The following is a 17,039-nucleotide window of genomic DNA, read 5'->3' on the forward strand; positions in this document are numbered from 1 at the left end:
TAATTTTAAAAATTATTTTTATGAAAGCAAAAATTATAGCCTTTATGGCCTTAGCAATATTATCAGCTTCCTGTTCTTCAGATTTTTTAGAAGAAGAGCCTAAAAGTTCACTTACTGCTGCACAGGCATATGGCAGTTTAGGTAAAATAGAGCCTGTTCTCTTGGGAGCTATAACGAATTGGAGAAATATGCAAAAAGACCGTGCAGGACTTTATACTTCTCTAGGTACAGACGAAGCACAACAAGGGGCTTTGCAGGTAACCGGAGATGCAAACCAGGCAGGACTTGATTTATACAATGGTTTTCTAAGTCAGGAAAATCAGCCAATTGGACAATTGTGGAATGACAGATGGCCAGTAATTGAAGTAGCTGCACAATCTGTTAGAGCATTATTAATCAATACCGAAGAAGATAGTGCAAAACGTGATCTTTTAATGGGCGAAGCTAGTTTTTTAAGAGCAACGTTAATGTTTGAACTTACACAATATTGGGGCGAAATACCGATTAATGATAAAGCAAAAACTGCAGAATATGGTTTAAAACGTCAGCCTCTGAATTTGGTTTATTCTACTATAGTTGCCGATTTAGAAAGAGCAATTCAAAAACTTCCTGTAACACAAAGCAATCCTGCATTTCCTGCAAAAGGTGTAGCTCAGGCACTTTTAGGAAAAGTATATCTATATGCTCCAGAAGCGTCAGGATACCGTGATTATGCTAAAGCAAAGCAATGGTTTGAAGAAGTTATTAAATCTGGCAAGTACAGTTTACTGTCTAATTACGCAGATGTTTTTAGTCCGGATCATGCTAATTCTTCAGAATCTTTATATGAATGGCAGTATAATAATAACTGGCCTGATAACAACCAGATACAATGGCAGACAGGTTCAAGAGTTTTGGCAAATATAGACCAATATGCTTATTTTGGTGGTTATGACCTTATACTTCCTACTCAATATTGTTATAAAGACAAAACTGATGGAGGATTATGGGAAGCTGGTGATAGACGTAAAGATGCAAGTATTCGTTATGATTTTACTTATAGAGGAGTTACACCAACACTTCCTGCTGGTTTTGGCGGAGACGAATTGGATCCACACATTAAAAAATACGAAGATATTCGTGTAGATGGAAGACAATCGTTTTGGAATTCAGGAAAAAATAAAGCATACATCAGATACTCGGATGTATTACTTAATTACGCAGAATGTTTAAATGAATTAGGAAGCACACCAGAAGCTGAAGGATATGTGAATCAGGTTCGTACAAGAGCTTTTGGAGGAACATTACCTGCAGCAATGAAGTGGAGCGGACTTTCTCAATCTCAGTTTAGAGATCAAATTCTTGATGAACGTATGCGTGAATTAGCATTTGAAGGCTGGAGAAGAATGGATCTTATTCGTACAGGAAAATTGGTAGAATTAGTAAGTGCCCGCAACAAATGGGCGAAACAAAACGGTACAATTGCTGTATTTCATAACCGTTATCCTATTCCTATTGGAGAAATCAAGCTTAATGATGAGATTAATCCAGAAGATCAAAATCCTGGTTATTAATATCAATTAGAAAAGTTTTTAAAATAGTTTTTATCGTTTGGTTATGTGATTTTTTGGTTAATAATCACAGTTTTTGATTTGTAATGCCATTTTGGGTATAGGTAATAAAACAGTCCTGAGAATTCTGTTAGAAAAACTTATTCCAAAATGGCATTCTTATTTTTAGTTACAATTTTTCATCATTCAAATAACAATATGAAATTCAATACAATTCAGGTTTATATCACTTTATTTGTTTTAAATGCCTTATCGTTCCATTTTTATGCTCAGAATAAAGTAAGTCTGAACTCTTCAGACATTGTCTGGAAACTAAAACCGCAGGCAGAATTAGGAAAAGACAGCCTTAAAATAACTGCTGCAGATTATTCAGATAAAGACTGGGTAAAAGCAGTAGTTCCGGGTACGGTTTTTAATTCCTATGTAGTAAGCGGTTTAGAAAAAGACCCCAATTTTGGCGACAATATTTATCAGGTAGATAAATCAAAATACGACCGTAGTTTTTGGTATCGTTCAGAATTTAGCATTCCCGAAAATTTTACCAAAGAAATTATCTGGCTCAACTTTGAAGGAATCAATCGTGAAGGTGATATTTACCTCAACGGAAAAAAACTAGCCACGCTTAGTGGAATGATGCAGCGCGGTAAATTTGATGTTACAAAATTAGTGCACCGCAAAGCAAAAAATGTGCTGACTATTTTAGTAAGTATTCCAAAACAGCCTTTGAACAATTACGGAAGCCCAACTTATATTTCAAGTGCCGGCTGGGACTGGATGCCGTATGTACCGGGACTAAATTCAGGAATTACAGATGATGTTTTTTTAAGCAATACAGATAAAGTAACAATTGCAGATCCTTGGGTTCATACTAATTTACCAACGAACGCTCGTGCAGATTTAGATGTAAAAGTCGACCTTAAAAATTCATCTGCACAAAATCAGGAAGGAGTTTTAACAGGTGTAATAATGCCTGGAAATATTACTTTTTCTAAAAAAATAAGTCTTGATGCCAATGCAGTTACAAGTGTAAAATTAAGCAAAGAACAGTTTCCGGAACTTTCTATTCAAAACCCTAAATTATGGTGGCCAAATGGTTACGGAGATCCTAATTTATATACGTGCCAATTCACATTTAAAATTGGAGATGTAGTTTCTGATTCCCAAAAAATAACCTTCGGAATCAAAAAGTATACTTACGATACAGAAGGCGGCGTTTTGCATATTTCGATTAATGGAAAACGCGTTTTTCTTAAAGGAGGAAATTGGGGAATGAGTGAATATATGCTTCGCTGCAGAGGTGAAGAATATGATTTGAAGGTCAAACTTCACAAAGAAATGAATTACAATATTATTCGTAACTGGTTAGGTTCAACAACAGATGATGAATTTTACCAGGCTTGCGATAAATACGGAATTATGGTTTGGGATGATTTTTGGCTAAATGCAAATCCGAACCTTCCTTTAGATATTCATGTTTTCAACAGCAATGTAATTGAGAAAATAAAACGAGTTAGAAATCATGCCAGTATCGCAATCTGGTGCGGAAATAATGAAGGTTTACCTCAACCTCCGCTCAACGGATGGATTGCCGAAAATATCAAAACTTTTGACAACAACGACCGTTATTATCAGCCTTGTTCTAACACAGGAAACTTAAGCGGCAGCGGACTTTGGGGCAATAAAGATCCAAGGTTTTATTTTACAAAATATCCTGAACCTTACCTAGGAACAGGAGACGGCCCAAGCTGGGGTTTAAGATCTGAAATTGGTACAGCCGTTTTTCCGAATATAGAAAGTTTCAAAAAATTTATTCCCGAAAAAGACTGGTGGCCAAGAAACGATATGTGGGACAAACATTTCTTCGGACAAAAAGCCTTTAATGCTTCTCCCGATAATTACGATAAAAGCATAACAGAACGTTACGGCAAACCAAATAATCTCGAAGAATATACCAGAAAAGCCCAATTATTAAATATCGAAACCAACAAAGCCATGTACGAAGGCTGGTTAGATCATATGTGGGAAGACGCTTCGGGGATAATGATTTGGATGAGTCAGTCCTCTTATCCAAGTATGGTTTGGCAGACTTACGATTATTATTATGATTTAACAGGAGCTTATTGGGGCGTAAAATCGGCATGTGAACCTATGCATATTCAATGGAGTCCAGTAAATAATTCAGTTAAAGTAATCAATACCACCGGAACTGATTTTAAGAATTTGACTGCCGAAGCAACGATTTATAATTTAGATGGAAAATCGGTAGCGAAGTTCAGCCAAAATACCATTGTAGATTCTTATTCAAATACAGCGACAGAAAGTTTTGTAATTCCGTTTTACTCTAATCAGAAGGATTTAGCTTTTCAAAAAAATGTTACCGCATCATCGACAGATGGAGGAAACACAAAAGATATTACAGACGGTGATTCAAATACCCGCTGGGCAAGTAAATCAACAGATGATGAATGGATTTACATCGATCTTGAAAACGAATATATCATCAATCGCGTAGTTTTAAACTGGGAAAATGCATTCGGAAAAGAATATAAAATTCAAATAAGTACAGATGCCAAAAACTGGACATATGTAAGTACGATTAAAGATGGAAAACAAGGACTTCAGAATATTTCGTTTGATGAAACAAAAGGCCGTTATGTTCGAATGTTGGGAATAAAAAGAGGTTCAGGCTGGGGATATTCCTTGTATGATTTCAAAGTTTTTGGAGCAGAAACTAATGCCGATACTTCGAGTTTGAGTCCGGTACATTTCATCCGATTAAAACTAAAAGATGCTCAGAATAAAGTAATGAGTGAGAATTTTTATTGGAGAGGTTCTAATATGAAAGATTTCACAGATTTGAATAAATTGCCAAAAGCAAACGTAAATGTTTCCAGTAAAGTGGTAAAACAAAACGGGAAGTATGTTATTAAATCGAAGATTTCAAGCCCTTCAGGAATTGCATTCGGAATCCAGATACAAGCAGTAAATGACAAATCGGGAACTCAAATATTACCCGCAATTGTAAGCGATAGCTACTTTACTTTGCTAAAAGGAGAAAGCAAAGAAGTTACAATAGAATTTGATGAATCAGCTTTAAAAAATGGAGAAAAACCAGTTGTAAAAGCGACTCCGTATAATAAATAAGGAAATCATATCGTCAACGTCAAACCTGACAGGTTTTTAAAACCTGTCAGGTTTAATCGAAACGGAGAAAAAATATACAAGTTCCCACAGACTAAAAAAATCATTCTAATCCTTTTAATCTGTGGCAAAAAACAATACAATATGAATATCAAGAAATACAAAGCATTACTATTTATACTAATACCCATTTTAGGTTATTCACAAAATAATCCATTAGAATTATGGTATAAAAAACCGGCATCTCAATGGGAAGAAACATTACCCTTAGGAAACGGACGTTTAGGAATTATGCCCGACGGCGGCGTTACAACCGAAAAATTGGTTTTAAATGATATCACCCTTTGGAGCGGATCACCACAAGATGCCAATAATTACAAAGCATTTTCATTTCTGCCTCAAATAAGAGAATTGCTTTTAGCAGATAAAAATACTGAAGCCGAGAAACTGATCAATGAGAATTTTGTCTGCACGGGACCAGGATCAGGAAGTGGAGACGGCGCAAATGTACAATTTGGATGTTATCAGGTTTTAGGAAATATGACCCTGAAATTTGATTACAAAACCAAATCACAAGCCACTAACTACAGCCGAAACTTAAATATACAAACTGCAACCTCAGCCACACAATTTAATATTGACGAAGTTACTTATAAACGTGAATATTTTGCAGGTTTTGGCGATGATGCCCTTTTTGTAAAACTTACTTCCAGTAAAAAAGGAAAGCTGAATTTTACCGTACAGTTAGACCGACCAGAACATTTTAAAACGCTAAATGAAAATGACAATTCTCTTGTTATGACAGGACAGCTGAATAATGGAATTGACGGAAAAGGAATGAAATATAAAGCCAAAGTAAAAGCTAAAACAACTGACGGAAGCGCTTTATATACTAATAATTCAATTGAAATAAAAAATGCAACCGAAGTTGTACTTTATATATCCGCAGGAACAGATTTTAAAGATAAAAGTTTTGAAACTTCTGTAGATAAAATTTTAGATGCAGCAATTCAAAAGAAATATCAGGATCAGAAGAAAACCCACATTCAGAATTATCAGAAATTATTCAATCGTGTGGCTTTAAACTTTGGAAAATCAGACAAAAAAATATTGCCTACAAATGAACGTTTAGATGCTTTTTTAAAAGAACCAGATTCAGATACCGAACTTCCGGTTTTGTTTTACCAATACGGACGATATTTAAGTATCAGCAGTACAAGAGTTGGATTGCTTCCGCCAAATTTACAAGGATTGTGGGCGCATCAGGTGCAGACGCCATGGAACGGAGATTATCATCTTGATGTAAATGTGCAGATGAATCATTGGGCACTGGAAACGGGGAATCTTTCAGAATTAAATCTTCCATTAAAAGATTTGGTCAAAGGAATGGTTCCTTACGGAGAAAAAACAGCAAAAGCCTACTACAATGCAGATGGCTGGGTAGCGCACGTAATTACCAATGTCTGGGGATTTACAGAACCAGGCGAAAGTGCTTCATGGGGAATTGCAAAAGCAGGTTCAGGCTGGTTGTGCAACAATTTATGGAACCATTATTTGTATACAAACGATAAGACTTATTTAGCAGAAATTTATCCCATTATAAAAGGAGCAGCTCAGTTTTATAACAGCATGCTCGTAAAAGATCCGGTAACAGGCTGGCTGGTAACTTCACCATCAGTTTCTCCAGAAAATTCATTTTTCTTGCCAAATGGTCAGGATGCGCATGTTTGTATGGGACCAACAATTGATAATCAAATTGTTCGTGAATTATTTAATGATGTAATCACAGCTTCTCAAAAATTGGGAATCGATAAAGATTTAAGTTCTGATCTTGAAAAAAGATTAAAATTATTGCCGCCGCCGGGAGTTATTAGTCCCGACGGAAGAATTCAGGAATGGCTAAAACCGTATAAAGAACCAGACGCACAACATCGCCACATTTCTCATTTATACGGATTATATCCTGCCTCTTTAATAACTCCAGAAAGTACACCAGAACTTGCCGAAGCAGCTAAAAAAACTCTTGAAGTTAGAGGAGATGATGGGCCAAGCTGGTCAATTGCGTATAAAATGTTGTTTTGGTCTCGTTTGAAAGAAGGAAACAGAGCTTATAAATTATTAAAAACAATTTTGAGACCAACGCTTGCTACGAATATTAATTATGGAGCAGGAGGAGGAGTTTATCCAAATTTACTTTCGGCAGGTCCGCCATTTCAAATTGACGGCAATTTTGGAGCTACAGCAGGAATTGGTGAAATGCTGATTCAAAGCCACGCCGGATTTATAGATTTATTGCCTGCTATGCCAGATGTTTGGTTAAAGGAAGGTGAAGTAAAAGGACTTAAAGCCGAAGGTAATTTTACCATAAATATGAAATGGGAAAAAGGAAAAGTCACCAAATATGAAATATTATCTCCTATACCCATAAAAGTAAAAGTGAAAGTAAATGGAGAATTGAAAGAGATTACATCTTCGAAATTGTAGTTTTTATATTCCTGCAAGGTTTCTAAAACCTTGTAGGTATTAAATTGTAAAGTGAAATAAAAAATTAAACCTACAAGGTTTTGAAAACCTTGCAGGACTTAACAATATCAATAAAAAATTAATTGCCTCCAGCTTTAGCTGGAGGTTTAAAAAAAGTCTATTAACAAAGGGCTTTAGCCAAAATCATAATGTTTTGGCTAAAGCCTTTTTAAAATTAATTCTTCTAACCTCCAGCTAAAGCTGGAGGCAATTAAAAAGAAGAATGAAATCATGTCATTAATTTTTATCTTAAAAAAAAATGAATTACAATAAAATAATAATCTGCGGTGCATTTCTAAGTTCTATACTTCTAACAGCGCAGACAACAGAAAAAATAACCTCACATGTAAATCCGTTTATTGGAACGGGAGCGGCACACGGATCGCCACTTTCGGGGAATAATTATCCCGGAGCGACAGTACCGTTTGGTATGGTACAGCTTAGTCCCGATACCCGAAATACACCTGATTGGAGCGTTGCCTGCGGTTATAATTATAACGATAATACCATTGCAGGTTTCAGCCACACGCATTTAAGCGGAACTGGTGTTGCAGAATTATTCGACATTATGTTAATGCCTTTTAGCGGTGCAATAGTTAAAGAAACAGAAGGACAAAATGCCTATCAATCTAAATTTACGCATGATAAAGAATCGGCAAAACCAGGTTATTATAGCATAGAACTTTTGGATTATCAAATAAAGGCAGAATTGACGGCGACAACACACACGGGCTTTCATAAATACAGTTTTCCGAAAAATAAAGAAGCCCATATTATCATCGATTTAGATCATTCGATGAAAAAATCAGATTGGAATACACGTATTATTGCTTCGCAATTGTCGTTTCCAAATGATCATACTATCGAGGGATATCGCATTATTACAGGCTGGGCACCAATGCGAAAAGTATATTTTCATGCGGAATTTTCACAGCCCATAATTCATAATCATATAAAAGACGGGAGTAATGTTTATGAGAATGCGAAAATCGTTAATGGAAATGCAATCAAAGCAATCTTAGATTTTGATATTTCGAAACAACAGGAAGTTTTGGTGAAAGTTGGAATCTCTGCGACAAGCATAGAAAATGCCCGTTTGAATGTGCAAGCTGAAATTCCTACTTGGGATTTTAACGGAACCGTAAACAATGCAGATGCTGTTTGGGAAAAGGAACTCGGCAAAATAAAAATTGACGGTTCAGACGAACAAAAACAGATTTTCTACACCGCTTTGTATCATACTTTTATTCAGCCGAATACTTTATCAGATGTAAACGGCGATTATCCATCGGCAGATTTTACGGTTAGAAATTCTTCTAAACCTTATTATTCAACGTTTTCTTTGTGGGATACGTACCGCGGAGCACATCCATTATATACCATTTTGCAGCCGGAACGTTCTGCTGATTTTGTAAACAGTATGCTGGAGTATTATAAAGTCTTTGGCTATTTACCAATCTGGCAGTTATGGGGCCAGGAAAATTATTGTATGATAGGCAATCACGCTATTCCAGTTGTGGTTGATGCCGTGCTTAAAAATTTATCCGGCATTAATGCAGACTTAGCATTTGAAGCTGTAAAAAATTCAGCAGTTCGTGAACATCCCGGATCACCATTTGACATTTGGGAAAAGTACGGATACATTCCCGAAAATTTAAAATCACAATCGGTTTCCCTGACTTTAGAAATGGCGTATGATGATTGGTGCGTGGCAGAATTGGCAAAGAAACTCGGAAAAACAGATGATTGTAATCATTTTACAAAACGTTCTCAATTCTACAGAAATCTATATGATAAACAAATTGGTTTCTTTAGAGCCAAAGATGATAAAGGCAATTGGATAGAACCTTTTGATCCGTTAAAGTATGGTGCAAATGGTGGATATCCTTTTACGGAAGGAAATGGCTGGCAATACTTTTGGTATGTTCCGCAAGATGTAAAAGGACTTGTAAATTTGGTTGGAGGAGATAATGCTTTTACCAAAAAGCTAGATACTTTTTTCACTTTGGAAGATAAACCGGAAGAAGTAAATGATAATGCTTCTGGTTTTATTGGTCAATATGCACATGGAAATGAGCCAAGTCACCATATCGCTTATTTATATAATTATGCAGGTCAGCCGTGGAAAACGCAGCAATACACAGCTGAGATTTTGAAGAAAATGTACAACACAACTTCATCCGGTTATTCGGGAAATGATGATTGCGGAGAACTTTCGGCTTGGTATATTTTTAGTGCGATGGGATTTTATCCTGTTAATCCTGCCAGCGGTACATATGTTATTGGTTCTCCATTATTAAAAGAAGCTTCAATTCAGTTGAAAGATGAGAAGACTTTTAAAGTTGTGGCAAAGAATGTTTCAGATAAAAATATTTATATCCAAAGCGCAAAGCTAAATGGTAAAACGTATACTAAGACTTTTATTCATCAATCGGATATTGATAATGGCGGGGTTTTAGAATTTAGTATGGGACCAAAGCCTAATAAAAAATGGGGAGTTAAATTAGAGGATAGGCCGGATAATTAGATTCTTGCCCACGGATTATGTGGGTTGAACGGGTTTTAGCAGATTTTAATTTAAACTTCATTTTTAGAAACTAGCCGGAATGTGTTTATACGCATTCTTGTCATTCCGAGGAACGAGGAATCTTCACAAGTAACTCTACAAAGAAATTCCATTCCTAAGTATCAATCTTTATCGATTTTGCAACGAAGATTCCTCGTTCCTCGGAATGACAAAATTGAGGAGATTCCATTTTCGTTTTAAAAATAAAACCACAAGCCCCGACTGATTTTTAAAAATCTGTCGGGGCTAAACTTAAATTACCAATACTAACTTAAACAAAAACTGATTCCTCATTTTTCAATAAGGATAAATGTATCGTAACGCCTGAATGGCTTTTTTCTTCTGCAAGAACTGTTTCAAAAGTCTGTTCTGCTTCTGCTTTTTTATCAAGACCCAGAAGCCCTAATCCCTGTATATATAGACAGTGAATTTTATTTCGTTTATCTAAATCATCTTCCCAAATCATAAGATCTGGAAGCGATACTGCAAAATAATCGATCGTAATAGCATCGTTTACATGTTTTTGAGCGTAAGCGACTAATTTTTCAAAACGTTTTCCTGCTTCGGCAGTATTATTTAATTTTAAGAAAGCTAAACCTTGATAGAAAATTTTGTCCGGCTGTTGATCGTTATAGAAAATAGCGGCCGTTGGTTCGTCTAATCCCTGAGTTGCTTTTTGCCACCAGTTTTGAGCTTCTTTCAAATCGTTTTTCTTTTCGTAAGCAACGCCAAGCCAGTAATGAATATCATTTTCCTGTGCACCCGGAAGTTTTCCTTCACCTAAATTATCAGGATAAATTTGAGCTTGTTCCAAAAGTTCTATGGCTTTATCGTAATTTCCTTGTGAGATTTGCTGTTTTGCAATTTCAGTTAAAGAAATAAGATATTGTCCGCTCACTTTTCCTTCGCCGCCTTCCCACGGGTGGAAAATTCGGTTTTGTAATAAGGTTAACGCTTTATCATGTTTTCCTAAAAGATTGTAAATAGCGGCTCTTTCTAAATAAACATCATCACGCTGAATTACTAATTCTAAATGTTTTTCTAAGAAAGCCAATCTGAAAACCAAATCTCTGTTCAAACGTTTGTACAACTGATCTAATTCCATCAGGATTCTTGAATCTTCTAAATCTAATGAAAAAGCTTTTTCTAAACTCGAAAGTGCTTTTTGTTCATCGCCCAATTTGTTGTAATACGCCAATGATAAATTACGATGCACCGTAGGGAAACTATTGTCTATAGCGACAGATTGTTCCCAGCAGGAAATAGCATCATCATAAAACTTCGAAGCGTACCAAAAGTTACCTAAATAATATAACGCTTTAGCATCATTGTTTTGCTTCTCAATTACATTTTGAAGCACCAACGCAGCTTCAACCTGATTTGGGAAACAATAATCCGGTTTTGCCTCAGAAGCCATTTTGAAACATTTTTCGGCTTGACCGAAATCATTTAATTTTTCATAAAAAGAACCTGCAAAATACCACGCCATTGGGTATGTATTTTCATCTTTCAAACCTTCATTTAATAATCCGGCAGCTTCTTCATAAAAACCGGCAGCATTATAATCTAAAGCATATTCGATATACGTATGAATGTTGTTTCGGATAAGAGAATTAAAATAGCTGAGGTCTTTTTTATCATTACTTAAAAGATATTTCTCATAAAGTAATCCAAAATTAAAACAGTCGTCTTGCAAATAGTTGTTTGTAAGTGCAAGCGCTTTTTCTTTTTGATTTAATTTTCGAAGAAGTGCTACTTGCAAATGCAGTGCTTTATGGTCTTCGGTATTTTTAGAAATTGCTTTTTTAATATGCGTTAATGCCAAATCATAATCACCTTTTAGAGCGTCAAGCTGTGCAACATAAAAACAACCCTGATTTTGCCAGGCCGCATTCCATGTTGATTTGTAAAAAGCACTGTAAGCATCTTCGTTTTTATTTTGATATTTAAGACATAATCCTAAATTAAAATAAGCTTCACCTTCATACGGATTTGGATTTCGCTGTGTCAATGTTTTTATTGCTGCCCTAAAATAAGGTTCCGCTTCTGCAAATTTTGCTCGGCGCATTAACCACAATCCCATTGCATTGTTAGAACGAATATCTCCAGAATCACGTTTTATAGCTTCTTCATAATATGGAATCGGACTGTAAGTAGCGTGTCTGTATTGTTCTAAATGCTGAGCCGTTAGAAACAATTGTTCGTTATTTACAATATCTTCCGGAGCAAGAGCCGGTTTTGCAGCTTCGGGAATTTCATCTTCGTTTTGGCCTTCGTAATTCCAGTCTACTAAAACTTTATCATCTGCATCGGTTACGGCAATTGATAAACCTTCTAAACCAAAATTAAAATCAATTGTTTCTTCAAACGAATTGTATGGTGAAGCATCATATTGTTTTTGGAATATAACAACATCATTATTTTTTAAAGTAACAGTAGTTTTAGGATAAACGCCAGTTGTATAAGCTTTAATGACTAATTTATCATCAATACTTTCTAAATTAACCATCGCATTTTTGGTCGCATTTTTTACAATCCCTAAATCACGATACGGCATAAAATATTGTGTAAAATCCTTTTGTTCTCCCGGCATAATCCACGTAAAATCCGGTTGATTATCCGTATAAACTCCGCACATTAATTCAATATAAGGCCCATCTTCATCCGTAAGGTTACGATCCCATGCGCGACCGAAATCGCCGTGTCCCCAAGTCCATTGTTTTTTTCCGGGAGAAACATGATGATTCGCAACGTGAAGTAATCCGCCTTTTGAATCATTTTCATATCCGCCCACAAAATTATATTTCGAAGCAATCGCCATATAAGAAGTTGGAACTGGAATATTTTTATAACGAGAAATATCAGTTCCCGGCGAATAATCGACTTTATAATACGTCCCTTTTGCAATTGGGAAAGAAGAAACATCACGTTTTCCATGATCAAAAACAGCATTTACATCTGGTGGAAAAACCGATTGATAATCATCATTTACTTTAACTGCCGGATTTGCCCACCATAAAAATGTCTGTGGAAACGATGTTCTGTTGTATAATTGCGCTTTGATTTCTAAATATGCTTTATCAGGATATAATCTAAAACCTGCCATTCCTTTGGTTCTAAACATACGTTCTACTTCGCTGCACCAAACTGTTGCGCTTCCGTCTTCGTGTTCTTCTATCGTAAAATCAACAGGATCAAAAGTCGTTGGTCTGTGATGCTGCGGCCAGTTAAACTCGATTCCGCCAGAAATCCACGGGCCTGTAAGTCCAACTAATGCCGGTTTTACAACCTGATTATAATAAACAAAATGACGATTTTTAGTTTTGTCATACGCCATATGAACTCGTCCGCCAAGTTCAGGCAAAATCATTATTTTAATAAATTCATTTTCAAGATAAACCGCCTGATATTCTTTGTTCGTTTTTTCGTCTGCTATTTTTTCAATAACCGGATACGGGTATACAGATCCGTTACTTCCCTGGTATACTCTTTTCTCAATAAATACAGGATTTTTTTCAGGTTTGCCCACCTCATAAGTTGGCAGGATTATTTTTTCCTTCCAAACATTTACTTTTTGCATGATGTAATGAAATTTAGATTATTGAATATTCTTCGATTGACGATCAGAAACCATTAGTTCCTCAATCTCTTCAAGACTTTTGTTTTTTGTTTCAGGAAGTTTTCTGAAAACAAATACAAATCCTAAGGCACAGATAATACCGTACACCCAGAAAGTTCCTGATGTGCCCAGGTATTCGTTAAAAATTGGAAATGTTTGTACCAATAGAGCAGAAGCAATCCAGAGTGCAAATGTGGCAATAGACATCGCAACACCTCTGATTCGGTTTGGGAAAATTTCAGATAAAATAACCCAGGTAATAGGTGCAAGTGACATTGCGTAAATGGCAATGGCTAATAATACGAGTAATAATAAAGGGAAACCGGTAACATTAGTATAATAAAAATAGCCTAATAAAGCATAAATTATCGCCAATGCAGCAGATCCAAAAAGCATTAATTTTTTACGTCCCCATTTGTCTACAGTTCCCATAGCAACCAAAGTGAAAACTAAGTTGATGCTTCCGGTAATCACGATATTCATAAATAAATCGTTGATGCTGTAACCAGCTGAAACAAAGATTTCCTGAGCGTAATTAAAAATGATATTAATGCCGCACCATTGCTGAAAAGCCGCCAAAACAATACCAATTATTAATATTGGCAAAGCTTTTTTGTCGAGTAACATTTTGAAATCTGTTTTCTCCGTTTCGTCTGTAAACGTTTCTTTGATTTTTGTGATAGCTTCTTTTCCGTAAGCTAATCCGCCAATTTTGGTAAGTGTTGCTTCTGCCGTCTCGTTTTTCCCTTTTTTAGCCAGATATCTAGGGCTTTCGGGAATTAAAAACATTAAAAGAAAGAATAAAACTGCCGGAAAAAATCCTGCCCAAAACATCCATCTCCAGCCCGTTTGTCCGTTCCATGAAGCCAGAATTTGAGCGTGCGTATAACCTGCGGGAATCACTTCTGTAATCAGCATATTGGTTATTTGTGCTGCCAGAATTCCTATAACTACAGTAAGTTGGTTAATCGAAACAAAAAGTCCGCGGGTTTCCTGAGGCGCAATTTCTGCGATATATAAAGGTGATATTGTAGAAGCAATCCCAATTCCGATTCCTCCAATAATTCGCCAGATAATAAATATGGTAAAAGTTTCTGAAGCTCCCGTGCCAATGGCGCATAAGGAGAATAATACGGCGGCAACAATTAACATAGGACGTCTTCCGTACGTATCTGCCAGTTTTCCGGCAACTGCTGCACCTGCCACACAGCCAACAAGGGCACTACTCATTGCCCAGCCCTGAAGCGCCGGAGAATCTGAAATGCCAAAATAAATTTCGTAAAATGGTTTTGCACCACCTATTACAACCCAGTCGTAGCCAAAGAGTAAACCACCCAATGCTGCAACAAGGCTAATCGATAGTAAAAAGGTATAATTATAATTTTTCATAAAAAGGGTTTAATAGCTTTTGTAAAATTAGCGGAATAGAAACCTTTGATTTATGGATATTTTTTTTGAATAGATGGATTATAATCTGATTTTTTGATGCGGTGTATTAAAATACGAAAACCATTGCGTTACTGTTTGTATTCTGTGCGATATTGTATAGGCGAAGTACTCATTATTTTTTTAAACAAACGGGAGAAATACAGCGGATCATTAAACCCTAAATTAAAACTAATTTCCTTTATGCTCATCGTAGTGAAACTAAGATACTGACAGGCTTTCTGCATTTTTAAATAGTTGAAATAATGTATGGGAGAATAGCCGGTCTGCTTCTTGAATAAGGTAAAAAAATGGGATGAGGAATAATTAAAATAAGCAGCAACATCATTGATTTTTAGAGAAAGATCCAGATGTTTTTTCATGTAGTCAATTGCGGATTCAATAGTATTATCCTCTGAAAATTTTCGGTTCTTTTGAATGAAAAATTTCTCATATAAAAAAGCATTCAGCAATTGCCATAGTGAAAGATTAGCAAATTCGAGATTACTCGCGCTGTAACCGTCTTCCATAACGTCGAGTATGTTTTCAAAAAGTTCAATGCGTCTTTCTTCAAGTGAAAGCTGCGGTGCTGAATCTGGAAACTCCGTTATGAATTTGTCGTAAAAATGAGGCGCTTGTGGTCCAGTAAAATGAATCCAGAAAATACTCCACGGGTTTTGTTTTAAAGCATAATAATCGTGCGCAACTTCTGGCGGTATAATATAAAAAGTGTTCGCTTTGAGCGTTATAGTTTTATGCTCTTTGCTGATAATGCCTTCTCCTTTATAACAATAAATCAAAATGTATTGCTTGCTTCCGTGTTTTCGTTTCATGGAATGATGGCTCGCGTTTGGGAAAACTCCAATATCTGTAAAATACAAACTCGCAATAAGAGGATTTTTTTTGATGTTTGAAAGTATGTTTTTAGGAATCACAATCATGCGCTGTCCTAAGAAACCTTCTTTAACTTTTGTTTTTTCTTTTTGAGATGAATTTTTCATTTTCTGGATTGTCTTTTCCAAATATCGTAATTTAATCCATGCTTTTAAAAAAAATGTCCATTTTGAGACGAATAATCAAAAGTACATTTGAAACACTATTATAACCTTGGTGTTTTTAATCCTTTTTTAAAACAATATGAATCCTTTAGATACAATTGTATATGAGCCTTTTGGCTGGTATGCTGAGAAAGAAATTTTTAAATTTACACTTACAAATGTTCACGGAAATTATGTTGAACTGCTTAATTATGGAGCCGTAGTAAAATCCATAGTAGTGCCGGATAAGAACGGAAATAAAGAAAATGTAGTTTTAGGATTTCCAACTTTAGAAGGATACATAAAAGATAAATCTTATATAGGCGCAACTGTTGGTCGTTTTGCCAACCGAATCAATAATGCCGAATTTTCTATTGATGATAAAACTTATTATTTAGATAAAAATGATGGCAAGAACAATAACCACAGTGGTTCAGCCGGATTTAACAGCAAGGTTTTTGATTTTAGTATAAAAGAAGATGCTGTAATTTTTACTCTGGAAAATGAAGATGGAGACGGCGGTTTTCCCGGAAATTTAACGACCAAAGTCATTTATAAATGGACGGATAAAAACGAACTGAAAATTGAATTTTTGGCTGTAGCCGATGAACCAACTCCAATAAATTTTACGAATCATTCTTATTTTAATTTATCGGCTTGTGCCGAAAAAATACAGCATCATTATCTCAACATCCAAGCCGACAAAATAGTAGAAAGTACAGAAGATTATATTCCGACAGGAAGAATTATACCTGCAGAAAACTGCTCTTTTTATCATTACAAATTAGGTGATGTTATGAAAGATGGCGGACTGAATACGTATTATATTTTTAATAGAAATAATGTTGATGAAGATTCGGTTTGTGAATTATTCGAAGAAATATCAGGAAGAATAATGCGTGTATTTACGTCTTATCCTGGCTTGCAATTGTATACGGGAGATTATTTAAACAGCGTCGAAATTGGGGAACATTCTAAGTTTTATGAACCTTTTGACGGTCTTTGTTTAGAATGCCAGTATTATCCGGATAGTCCCAATCATGCACATTTTCCAAATACAATATTCAAAGCAGAGCAGATTTATAATGAAATGATTACTTATGCTTTTGATGTTATGACTCTTGAAAATTAAAAATATTTATGCCACAGATTATAGGGATAAAAAGGATTTTTTTTGC

Annotated in this window: 8 protein-coding genes; 5 read left to right on the forward strand and 3 right to left on the reverse strand. The window is 35.6% G+C overall.

Annotation, left to right across the window (positions count from 1 at the left end; genetic code table 11):
• Positions 1-20 precede the first annotated feature (20 nt).
• The 4 genes from J2Y38_RS14505 to J2Y38_RS14520 all read left to right on the forward strand — a co-directional run bounded on the left by J2Y38_RS14505 (position 21) and on the right by J2Y38_RS14520 (position 9,741).
• Positions 21-1,553 carry a RagB/SusD family nutrient uptake outer membrane protein gene (locus tag J2Y38_RS14505; RefSeq protein ID WP_309843793.1) on the forward strand — a complete coding sequence of 511 codons (1,533 nt, stop codon included), beginning with the start codon at positions 21-23 and terminating at the stop codon, positions 1,551-1,553.
• 147 nt (positions 1,554-1,700) lie between these two features.
• Positions 1,701-4,694 carry a discoidin domain-containing protein gene (locus J2Y38_RS14510; RefSeq protein WP_309843795.1) on the forward strand — a complete coding sequence of 998 codons (2,994 nt, stop codon included), beginning with the start codon at positions 1,701-1,703 and terminating at the stop codon, positions 4,692-4,694.
• 141 nt (positions 4,695-4,835) lie between these two features.
• Positions 4,836-7,175, forward strand: coding sequence for a glycoside hydrolase family 95 protein (locus J2Y38_RS14515; RefSeq protein ID WP_309843798.1), 2,340 nt, complete (start codon positions 4,836-4,838; stop codon positions 7,173-7,175).
• 298 nt (positions 7,176-7,473) lie between these two features.
• Entirely contained in the window at positions 7,474-9,741 is a 2,268-nt protein-coding gene (locus tag J2Y38_RS14520) for a GH92 family glycosyl hydrolase (protein ID WP_309843800.1), read from the forward strand.
• A 310-nt stretch (positions 9,742-10,051) separates the two neighbouring features.
• Here the strand turns inward: J2Y38_RS14520 and J2Y38_RS14525 are convergent, their stop codons facing one another.
• The 3 genes from J2Y38_RS14525 to J2Y38_RS14535 form a co-directional block, all read right to left on the reverse strand.
• On the reverse strand, positions 10,052-13,360 hold the full coding sequence (locus tag J2Y38_RS14525; RefSeq protein WP_309843803.1) for a DUF5107 domain-containing protein: 3,309 nt from the start codon (positions 13,358-13,360) through the stop codon (positions 10,052-10,054).
• 18 nt (positions 13,361-13,378) lie between these two features.
• Positions 13,379-14,788, reverse strand: coding sequence for a sugar porter family MFS transporter (locus tag J2Y38_RS14530; protein WP_309843806.1), 1,410 nt, complete (start codon positions 14,786-14,788; stop codon positions 13,379-13,381).
• Between the two features lie 128 nt (positions 14,789-14,916).
• The gene (locus J2Y38_RS14535) at positions 14,917-15,846 is read right to left on the reverse strand and encodes an AraC family transcriptional regulator (RefSeq protein ID WP_309843809.1); all 930 of its coding nucleotides are present in this window, start codon (positions 15,844-15,846) and stop codon (positions 14,917-14,919) included.
• 115 nt (positions 15,847-15,961) lie between these two features.
• Here J2Y38_RS14535 and J2Y38_RS14540 point away from each other — a divergent pair, with 115 nt between their 5' ends.
• Positions 15,962-16,993, forward strand: a complete 1,032-nt coding sequence (locus J2Y38_RS14540) for an aldose epimerase family protein (protein WP_309843812.1) — start codon at positions 15,962-15,964, stop codon at positions 16,991-16,993.
• The last annotated feature ends 46 nt before the right edge of the window (positions 16,994-17,039 follow it).

It is taken from the genome of Flavobacterium sp. 2755 (assembly GCF_031455715.1).
GTDB lineage: Bacteria > Bacteroidota > Bacteroidia > Flavobacteriales > Flavobacteriaceae > Flavobacterium.

Coding starts and splice junctions, on each gene's coding strand:
- J2Y38_RS14505 (WP_309843793.1), top strand. CDS start 21: ATGAAAGCAAAAATTATAGCCTTTATGGCCTTAGCAATATTATCAGCT.
- J2Y38_RS14510 (WP_309843795.1), top strand. CDS start 1,701: ATGGCATTCTTATTTTTAGTTACAATTTTTCATCATTCAAATAACAAT.
- J2Y38_RS14515 (WP_309843798.1), top strand. CDS start 4,836: ATGAATATCAAGAAATACAAAGCATTACTATTTATACTAATACCCATT.
- J2Y38_RS14520 (WP_309843800.1), top strand. CDS start 7,474: ATGAATTACAATAAAATAATAATCTGCGGTGCATTTCTAAGTTCTATA.
- J2Y38_RS14525 (WP_309843803.1), bottom strand. CDS start 13,360: ATGCAAAAAGTAAATGTTTGGAAGGAAAAAATAATCCTGCCAACTTAT.
- J2Y38_RS14530 (WP_309843806.1), bottom strand. CDS start 14,788: ATGAAAAATTATAATTATACCTTTTTACTATCGATTAGCCTTGTTGCA.
- J2Y38_RS14540 (WP_309843812.1), top strand. CDS start 15,962: ATGAATCCTTTAGATACAATTGTATATGAGCCTTTTGGCTGGTATGCT.